7 protein-coding genes and 1 pseudogene are annotated in these 9726 nt (G+C 45.7%); 5 read left to right on the forward strand and 3 right to left on the reverse strand.

Annotated elements, in window-relative coordinates; all coding sequences use genetic code 11:
* Positions 1-135 precede the first annotated feature (135 nt).
* A pseudogene (locus ACBR23_RS17340) lies at positions 136-492 on the forward strand (adenylate/guanylate cyclase domain-containing protein); the annotation flags it as partial.
* A gap of 147 nt (positions 493-639) precedes the next feature.
* Here ACBR23_RS17340 and bchM read toward each other — a convergent pair.
* Positions 640-1326, reverse strand: a complete 687-nt coding sequence (bchM, locus tag ACBR23_RS17345) for a magnesium protoporphyrin IX methyltransferase (RefSeq protein ID WP_371114379.1) — start codon at positions 1324-1326, stop codon at positions 640-642.
* A 222-nt stretch (positions 1327-1548) separates the two neighbouring features.
* A complete protein-coding gene (gene nagA, locus ACBR23_RS17350) occupies positions 1549-2778 on the reverse strand; it encodes an N-acetylglucosamine-6-phosphate deacetylase (protein ID WP_371120038.1) in 1230 nt (409 codons plus the stop codon).
* A 68-nt stretch (positions 2779-2846) separates the two neighbouring features.
* Between nagA and purE the strand changes: the two genes are divergently transcribed.
* The 3 genes from purE (at position 2847) to ACBR23_RS17365 (ending at position 6180) form a co-directional block, all read left to right on the forward strand.
* On the forward strand, positions 2847-3368 hold the full coding sequence (gene purE, locus ACBR23_RS17355; protein ID WP_371120039.1) for a 5-(carboxyamino)imidazole ribonucleotide mutase: 522 nt from the start codon (positions 2847-2849) through the stop codon (positions 3366-3368).
* Positions 3369-3516: 148 nt separating this feature from the next.
* Entirely contained in the window at positions 3517-5016 is a 1500-nt protein-coding gene (locus ACBR23_RS17360) for an ammonium transporter (RefSeq protein ID WP_371120073.1), read from the forward strand.
* Between the two features lie 261 nt (positions 5017-5277).
* Positions 5278-6180, forward strand: coding sequence for an SGNH/GDSL hydrolase family protein (locus tag ACBR23_RS17365; RefSeq protein ID WP_371120040.1), 903 nt, complete (start codon positions 5278-5280; stop codon positions 6178-6180).
* Between the two features lie 125 nt (positions 6181-6305).
* Here the strand turns inward: ACBR23_RS17365 and ACBR23_RS17370 are convergent, their stop codons facing one another.
* Positions 6306-7658 (reverse strand): RNA-guided endonuclease InsQ/TnpB family protein, encoded by a 1353-nt coding sequence (locus ACBR23_RS17370; RefSeq protein ID WP_371120041.1) that lies wholly within the window; start codon positions 7656-7658, stop codon positions 6306-6308.
* Positions 7659-8205: 547 nt separating this feature from the next.
* On the opposite strand from ACBR23_RS17370, the gene ACBR23_RS17375 reads away from it, so the two are divergent.
* Positions 8206-9582, forward strand: coding sequence for an ammonium transporter (locus ACBR23_RS17375; RefSeq protein ID WP_371120042.1), 1377 nt, complete (start codon positions 8206-8208; stop codon positions 9580-9582).
* Positions 9583-9726: the final 144 nt, after the last annotated feature.

The following is a 9726-nucleotide window of genomic DNA, read 5'->3' on the forward strand; positions in this document are numbered from 1 at the left end:
AGCCTCTATCCTGTGATGCCAGCAGGTATGCCAAAAAGAATGACCACTTTTGAGGTGCCAAGGTTTTCTTTTGTATGCTGAGTCCACGTTTGTCCAATTAATTGGCGATTAGAGGCGTAGCGATCGCTCCCGCATGGTGTAATCTCCACAGATGCCCAAGGTAACATAATTACTGCTAACGATCGGGCTAAACAATTGCTAGGTGCTAACGAGGGAGAAGTCGTAGAGGGTGTATTTTTGGGTGATTTAATTAAAATCGAGAATGAGAATTTTAGTCAATGGTTAAATGCTGCTTTGTCACCCGAAGGCGATCGAGATAGAAAACTGTATTACTGCGATCGCATTTTATTGCCTTTGCACGGGGAACCGCAGAAGGTCAATCTGTGGGTTAATGCGATCGTAAGTGCGATCGACCCGAATAAAATTAATGGTGTATTGGTGATGACCGTTGAGAACCAACCCAAAAATTTGTTGGCTATAAATCCCGCTTAGCCCTTGTCGGGTGCGTCGCTAGAAACAATTCTCGCCAAGAATACAAAGATTAGAACAGCGACGCACTTTTGCAACACGATCGAGGGGATGACTGAACCGGATTTGCTATTATCTAAATTTGCCTGAGAATTTGCTGATATTTTTACCCTATTTCCGTACAGCTTCCAGCAATCTAGAATAATAAAAGCTCGTGCTAGTCATGGCTGTTCTGTTCACCACAAAACCATTGTTTTCTAGGATTTTGATGATATCAGCTTCCCGGTGCTGATAAGCGCGAGTTGTTTTGCTAGGACCGGGGAAAAATTCACCAATTTTTTTGAGCACGGTGAGTGCTAAAGTTTTGGGGGCAAAACTCAGAATTAGTCGGGATTGGGCGATCGAACTGAGGTGAGCAATCATGGACGCAGCCTTACTCTGAGGATAGTGGATTAGCACGTCGAGACAAATCACCGTGTGAAATTTGCCACTCAATGCTTCTAAATCTTGGGCTGTAAAGGAGACGTTGTAGAGCTTGCCCGGAGCTGCTGTAGCTCGATCGTAGGCTTCTGCTACCATCTTTTCAGAGATATCGCTAGCAGAAACAATTGCCCCAGCCTCAGCCAGAGGAATGCTGAGAGAGCCAACGCCACAGCCGGCATCGCACACTGACAGCCCGCGCAAATTGCCGTCAGCTTGCAGCCATTGGATGACTGTATCTACTGTTTGCTGGTGCCCGGTGCGAATATCTAGCTGCACTTTATTGACTTTGCCATCGCCGTAAATCCGTTGCCAGCGATCGAATCCCGTGGAGTTAAAATACTGTTTGACAATATCCTTGTCGTTTGCCAAATTCATTAGTCTGCCTGCTGCTGAGTTATTGCCAACAGTTAGGTATTATAATGCTTGAGGGTCGTAATTTGGAATTTGCCCGAAAAAGATTGGGCATTGGTAAATTTCCCAAGTTGAATTTTTTTTCTTCCTTTGTTACTTCTTCAGTAAATGTGGTTCCTGCCCTCCGGCTACGCTGCGGTAGGCGCGTACCTAGTTGAAGGACTATCTTCCATCTTCCATCTTCGTTTAAAACAAGCGATGCCAAGTTAATTCCTTTGTCGGTTCATCCAAATGCCAGCGTAACAATTGAGTGGCGGGCAAGCCAATGATTCCTGAAAGTCCGATCGCATTTCTAGGAGATTCCGTTGCTAGGGCGATGGCGCTTGCCACATCACAAATTCCCCACTTCACCAAATTTTGAACTCCCCCCAAAAGTGGTAGTGTTGTACCAGCCAAAGTAGCCGATTCGAGTGGTGAGTGATAATCTAATCTTACCCAAGCAGTACCTTTTCTCACCTCTATTTGACGAGAATCCCAAGGATAAACACCATCTGGTAAACCCAAAGGAGCTAAAGCATCGCTAACTAAAAAAACACCTGTTTCGTATCTACCAGCGCGCAGTAAAAAATCAATCATTGTCGGAGAAACGTGCTTGCCGTCAGCAATTAAACCGCACTTAACACCCGGAGTAACAATGGCTGCCCCCAACAAACCCGGTTCTCGATGGTGCAAACTCGGCATCGCATTAAAGGCGTGAGTTACCATGGAAGAACCCCGTACAAAAGCTTGTTGGGCTTGTTCTGCTGTCGCTTGAGAGTGTCCGAGACTAACTGTAATTCCCAAACTTTGTAAATAAGAAATTACTTCCCCAGTGCTATCTAACTCTGGTGCTAAAGTAATTATTTTGACAATATCAGCACAATCTCCTAAAACTAACTTGACATTTTCTATGGTTAGTGGCAAAAGAAATTCTGAGGGGTGAGCACCTCGCTTGTGGGGATTAAGAAAAGGCCCTTCGAGGTGAACGCCGATGATTGAGGCTGTTTTGACTTGATTGGTTGGGGAAGTAGTATTTTTTGTAGTGCGTATAAAATCAGCAATAGTCGAGAGCGATCGTCTAAATTTATCTAGTGAAGTTGTCACCAAAGTCGGCAAAAAAGCATCGACTCCCTGATTCCATAAAAATTGACAAATTTCGGGCAAAAATTCCCTATGCTTGGTTTCTAGATCCGGGAAAGCCAAACCGAGGGCACCGTTAATCTGCAAGTCAACTCCGCCCAAAGAAACCCAGTCACCTGCTGCATCGATGACTTGTAAATTTGGGGGAGAAACCCGTTTAAACACTTTGTCCATCGGGCAAACTTCTTGAATGATGCCAGTTTCATCCACAGCCAGCATCTGCAATTCCTTACAACCGGGGAGCCTCGCATTGAGAATATTTGTAGGGAAAAAAGTTGAGTTTTTCGCTTCAGTCATCCGATTTTAGATTTTAGATTTTAGATTTTAGATTAGCATTGATCGGAAAGCTCAAATCTCAAAACTAGATGAATCAACCGACAGTTGGAATTATCATGGGTAGCGATTCTGATTTGCCCACTATGAAAGATGCGATCGCAGTTTGCGAAGAATTCAACATCCCTTGCGAAGTGGCGATCGTTTCAGCCCACCGTACCCCTGAGCGCATGGTAGAATATGCCCAAAACGCGCACCAACGGGGATTGAAAGTGATTATTGCAGGTGCGGGGGGAGCCGCCCACCTACCTGGTATGGTAGCATCTTTAACACCTTTGCCGGTGATTGGTGTGCCAGTGCCGAGCCGTCACCTGCAAGGATTAGATTCTTTGTACTCGATCGTCCAAATGCCAGCAGGGATACCTGTAGCCACAGTGGCGATCGGCAATTCTAAAAATGCTGGCTTGTTAGCAGTTCAGATCTTAGCAGTTTACCAGCCAGAATTGCTAGAGCGAGTCCAACAATATCGTCGAAGCTTGTCCGAATCCGTAATGGAAAAACAACATCAACTCGAAGAATTAGGGTATCATAACTATCTCAATCTGAAGCAATAATCTCTCAATTTTGGAGTAAGGTTGAGATTTTTTTAAATTATTGTTGTTGCGATTAGTCTGGAGAAAATCAACAGTGAAAACAAATAGTCGGAAACAGACCAACTGGAAAAAAATCAAGCCAAAATATCTGCCAAAAAACGGAGCCAAATTGTGGGAGCAAGTACCCACTTTCTCAAAAATGCAATTAGCCATCCGCAGGCTCAGTCCCAGTTGGCAAGCTTGTATACCTTTAGCTGCAATCATCTGTTTAGTATGGGGATATGCAGCAGTAGCCCAAACGCCCCCCAAACCGAGCACTGACGAACAATTGGCAACCCTGAAGGTGGGTATGGACACCATGTGGGTGATGGTAACAGGGATGCTAGTGTTCTTTATGAACGCCGGTTTTGCCATGTTAGAAACTGGATTTTGTCGCCAGAAAAATGCGGTTAATGTCCTCGCAAAAAACTTGATTGTTTTTGCGCTTTCTACCATTGCCTATTGGGCGGTCGGCTTTGCTTTAATGTTCAGTGATGGCAATGGTTTTATCGGCACCAGTGGTGGATTTTTCTTGTGGAATATAACTGATAACAGCCCCGCCACCGGAGAGGCTTACAAAGGTATTTTCAGCTCGTTAAATTGGACGGGAGTACCTCTGAATGCCAAATTCTTTTTCCAATTAGTTTTTGCCGGAACTACTGCCACGATCGTTTCTGGAGCCGTTGCAGAGCGAATTAGATTCCTTGATTTTTTAGTGTTCAGTTTGTTGTTAGTAGGGATTGCTTACCCGATTACCGGACATTGGATTTGGGGCGGTGGCTGGCTGGCAAAAGCCGGTTTCTACGATTTTTCAGGTTCGACAGCGATTCACTCTGTAGGCGGTTGGGCCGCTTTGATGGGAGCAGCATTTTTGGGCCCGCGGATTGGTAAGTACCGTAACGGTGATACTGTGGCGATGCCGGGACACAATATGAGCATTGCTACCTTGGGTTGTTTGATTCTGTGGTTGGGTTGGTTCGGGTTCAATCCCGGTTCGACAATGGCAGTGGATGCTAATGCGATCGCCCATATTGCCATCACCACTAACACCGCAGCAGCCTTCGGGGGAGTTGCGGCTACCATCACCGCTTGGTTGTATCTGGGCAAACCAGACCTTTCGATGGTGATTAATGGCATCCTGGCTGGGTTAGTCGGAATTACTGCTGGTTGCGCTTACATCAACATACCCAATGCTGCCATTATCGGCACGATCGCCGGCATTTTGGTAGTTTTTGCCGTAACATTCTTTGACAACTTGAAAATTGACGACCCTGTAGGGGCAACCTCGGTTCACCTAGTCTGCGGGATTTGGGGAACTCTGGCAGTAGGCTTATTTGCCGATGGCCCGACAACTGGCATTTATACCGCAGGGCCGAAAGCAGGATTGCTGGTAGGGGGAGGTTTCGATCAACTAATACCACAGTTGATCGGGATTATTTCTGTAGGCGGGATGACCGTGCTGCTGAGTACGATTTTTTGGTATGCACTCAAGGTTTTGCTGGGCATCCGAGTCAGTGCTGTAGAGGAGACTGAAGGTTTGGATATCGGAGAACACGGTATGGAAGCCTACAGCGGATTTGTGAAGGAAGCCGACTTTGGCAGCAACACCAGCAAGGAGATGAAACTCTAACACAATCGCGATCTCCTATTGTCATTGCTTTTGGATTGAACACCTCCTGGGATTTTGCCTCCACGACTAACTCATAAACTTTGGCGGGTAGATTTTTTGTGGTAGAGTGGTCGGCAAAAGCCAATTTCTGCATCGCCGCCCTTGCCAAACACATTACAGTGCTTGATTCTCAAAAGAATTGAGGCGAAACTGGAGCGGTAAACTTTGATGCAGTAATGCGTGCCAATTATTTGTTGTGGTGCCTGCAAATCGCCTGAGTTTATGGAGAAGTTTGGAGGATTTAGCGGACGGAAGAGTCAACGGCTCATATTCGCAAGGGAACGATCTAAAAGAGTTCCCTTTTGGGCTTGGCTATCTCTGTTGACAAATGGGATACTTATAGTCACTGTAGCTCAACTTATGCTGGGGGGACAAAACTTGTCAGAAAGCTCCCCAGCCAGTGCAGCCGTTAGTGCTGCTAGGGTTGACCAACAAATGCGCCAGCAAAATCCTCTCAAATCTGTCTCCGATCAGCCGATGGTGGGACAGCGACATAAGTGGACTTACCAGCAGTGGGTAACACAATTAGGGAGGGAAGCTGAGGCGGCGGCAGTAAATCGACCCTCCAGGCTGAGTGTTTTGGCTGGGGATTCTTTGAGTATGTGGTTTCCGACGAAGCTGTTGCCCATCGATCGAACTTGGCTTAATCAGGGAATTTCGGGAGAAACTTCCGTGGGTTTGCTGAAGCGGTTACAGTTGTTCGATCGCACTCAACCGGATACCGTGTTTGTGATGATCGGGATTAACGATTTGCTGCGGGGGGCGACGGATGAAGGGATTTTGGACAACCAGCGACAGATTATTCGCGACTTGCGGTGGGCTCATCCCAAGGCACAAGTGGTGGTGCAATCGATTTTGCCCCATAGCGGGGAACAAGCTACTTGGGAAAATCGCGATCGGCTGTTAGCTATTTCTAATCATCGGATTCGGGAAATCAATCGGCGATTGAAAGAAATTGCAATTTCGGAAAATGTCTTGTATTTGGATTTGCACCCCATGTTTACAGATGCCGACGGCAACCTATTAACCGAACTCAGCACAGATGGGCTCCACCTCAACGATCGAGGTTATTTAGTATGGCGATCGGCATTGCAACTTTTTGGTCAGATCCAATTAAAAAATTAGCTAAAAAGGAAATTTTGTATACCCTTAGTAGGGCTGCAAAGATGCCCACGTCATAGCTGTACTCGGCTTGACGTGGGAGTATGTCACTCTAATTACTAGAAACACGAATATAGGTTACTCATGAGTCAAGTACCAGTGGTTGACACTCTCAGGTCTTTCATACGCTGAGATTCTGCGGACAAAGTAGGCTTGGGTAATACCCAAAGTCTAACTCTCGCTACGTTCGTCAAGCAACGTCTACCAAGTCGGCTGAGGTCTACGCCTAGCCTACTCGCTACTTTTCTCAGAATGTTGGCAGCGCCATTTAAGTCTGCATTTACCACCCTGCCATTAGCTGACTGATACAAGCCACGTTTAATCCGCTTTCCAGATGCTTTCCACCCAGATGGTTTTTCACCATATTTGGGTAGGGAGTCTCCATCTAAAAAACTAGCTTTCGATGTATACGCTTCTTCAGTTTCAACAAACCTGATACCGTGCAAATCACATAGTTCTTTTAACCTATTTTTCAGCTTACCTAAAGGCATTTGAACAAACTTTTGATTGTTCGCTTTACCGAGATTACTATTAAACTTAAAACCTTCATTCCACCCAACTATCAGTGTACCAATTCCGGATTTAAGGCAATGGTTGGCAATCAACTTGGCAGCCTTATTGATACCATCACGCATTTGGTGATTACGTTTGCGAGTCACACTGTCTAGCCAATTATCCCAATAACCTTCTGGCTTTCCTTCTTTTCTAGTTGCTACTTTTTTGTTCCACAATTGATTCATCGCTTTCATTCCACGAGAATCAATTAAGAAGGAATTTCCTAGTGTATCGACACAAGCTGCTAAATTATCAGCAGTTCCCAAGTCAATTGATAATGCTTGACCTATGTCCAGATTGTGTTGTTCTTTTTCAACCTCGTAGGACATTTCCAGGTAAAAAGCACCATTTTTAGGGAGAATCGTAAACTCTTTCACGTTGGAAAAATCAAGATTTGACGGCATAGGTAGAAAGAATTCAGGAATTCCAAACCATCGCCTCACGGTTAAGCCCAAGGAGAATCTTAACTGATTGCCAACAAGTTTCGGTCTTAAACCTCCAGAATTAGGATAAGCTACTTTGAACAACTTAGAACCTGTCAGGTATCCCGGTGGCTTGGGCTTAAAATGCAATTGACCTTTGATGTACAAGTCTCTTAATTCTTTAAAAGATTTGAAGGCTTCTGTGACTGACATCAATGTTTGCTGCATTGGTGTTGATGGCAACGACTTAGCAACCATTGATTTGGCAACTGACGATTCAAAAGATAAGTCGAATTTTCCCGTCAACAGTTTTCCGGTCTTAAAAAAAGTTTGACGAGCTAAATAAACCCCACTGTTGTACAGTTTACCTGATTGTTGGCAGAGATACTCCAACAATGCTTTAACCTCTTTGTTTGGAGACAGTAATACTTGCTGAACTCCCATTGTTTTTTGGGTTTTGGTCACCTCTATTTTCCTGAATATTGGTTAATTTGTCTACTTTTAGTGATTATAGTAGATATCTCAAGCTTGATCGACAAAATATTTAGAAAGAAAGAAAGAAAGAAAGAAAGAAAGAAAGAAAGAACACGGGGACTAAAGTCCCTCGCGCCGCTTCCCTAGGAAGGACTGAAGTCTCTGAGTTTCCCGCATCCCGTATTGATTTATGATTAAGAAAATCTAAGACGAGAAAATTTAGTATATCTAGATACAGAAAAACCTAGGTCACAAATGGTGCAATCCAAAAGTCACTAAATTTGGGGCGACAGATTGACGGTTTTAGATGAGTCTGCCTATCAGCAGTTGAAAAATTGAGGAGCGGGAATTATCTATTTAAGATTTGTTCCAGTCATACAGGATCTTAAAACCAAATAACTATTGCATCTAACATCCTCACATCTAAAATCGGCTCGGTCAACTCTGCAAATTACTGAGTATTAGAGGTAACACTAACGTGTTCAAAAAAAGTTTAAAGATCGGACTAATTGCAATGTGGCTGTTGAGCGGGCCACTGATGAATAATGCCTTAGCTCAAGACACTGCCCCTGCTGCTGCGGTTGCTGCACCAAACCCGATCGACACTGGCGATACAGCTTGGATGCTAGTTTCCTCAGCAATGGTGCTGTTCATGACACCTGGACTAGCATTTTTCTATGGAGGACTGGTGCGATCGCGCAACGTCCTCAACACCATGATGATGAGTTTGGTGATGATGGGAATGATCGGTGTCACCTGGACGCTGTGGGGTTACAGCTTAGCCTTTGATGTATCCATCAAAGCCCCGGAATTTGGCACAGGACTCGAAAGCTTCATCGGGGGCTTAGACTGGATGTTTTTGAACGGTGTCACAGCCGACAAAATCGATCCCGTCGGCTACGCACCGACAATTCCTCACCAAGTATTCATGGTTTATCAGATGATGTTCGCCATCATCACTCCAGCATTGATTTCTGGGGCGATCGTCGAACGAGTCACCTTTAAAACCTATTTCTGGTTCGTACTACTGTGGTCCACCTTCATCTACTCTCCCTTAGCCCACTGGGTTTGGGGTAGAGGCTGGCTGGGGGCGATCGGCTCCCTCGACTTTGCCGGAGGCACCGTAGTACACATCAGTTCCGGCGTGTCTGCCGTAGTCGCAGCTTGGGTAATTGGACCTCGCAAAGACCATTTGAACAAACCCCACACCCCTCACAACGTCCCCTACGTGTTGCTGGGCATTGGAATGCTGTGGTTCGGATGGTTTGGCTTCAACGGCGGTAGTGCTCTGGGTTCTGGCTCCTTGGCAACTGTAGCTTTTGTCACCACGATGATTTCTACAGCAGCAGGCGGCTTAACTTGGACAATTTTGGAATGGGTACTCCGAGGCAAACCCACAGCAGTGGGCATTGCTAGTGGTTTCCTGGCCGGATTGGTGGGCATCACTCCTGCTGCTGGTTTCGTCCTTCCCATTGGGGCGCTCATGATCGGTTCTATCACGTCGGTGTGTTGCTTCTTTGCCGTTAGCTTGCGGGTTAAACTGGGATTTGATGATACTTTGGATACCTACCCAGTACACGGTCTCGGCGGGACTGTGGGCGCGCTGCTGACTGGCGTGTTTGCGACTAAAGCCGTTAACTCAGCCGGAAATGATGGGCTGCTGTTCGGCAATCCTGGGCTACTGGGAATTCAATTCCTCAGTGTTATAGCTACTTATGTTTTTGCTGCGGTTGGTACTTTTTTGATCCTGAAACTTCTGGGACAGTTTATGGAATTGCGAGTACCTTCCTCTACTGAAGACCAAGGTTTGGATATTGGTCAACACGGTGAAGAAGCCTACGGCGAGGATTTTGCTGGTGGTTTTAGTGCCTTTGAGTCAGGTTCTCCTTTTGCGCCGAAGAAGGTGGGAAGCTGATTTTTTAGCTCAGTTCGATCGACTTTAGCCTAGAGACGCAGGTATCTGCGTCTCTAGGCTTTTTTTTAAGTTTTTTTTAACGAACCGCGAAGACGCGAAGAGCGCGAAGAAGGAAGAGGAGGAAGAAGGGTTGAAAGGAGAGAA

The organism is Microcoleus sp., assembly GCF_041354475.1.
In the GTDB taxonomy this organism is placed as follows: Bacteria; Cyanobacteriota; Cyanobacteriia; order Cyanobacteriales; family Microcoleaceae; genus Microcoleus.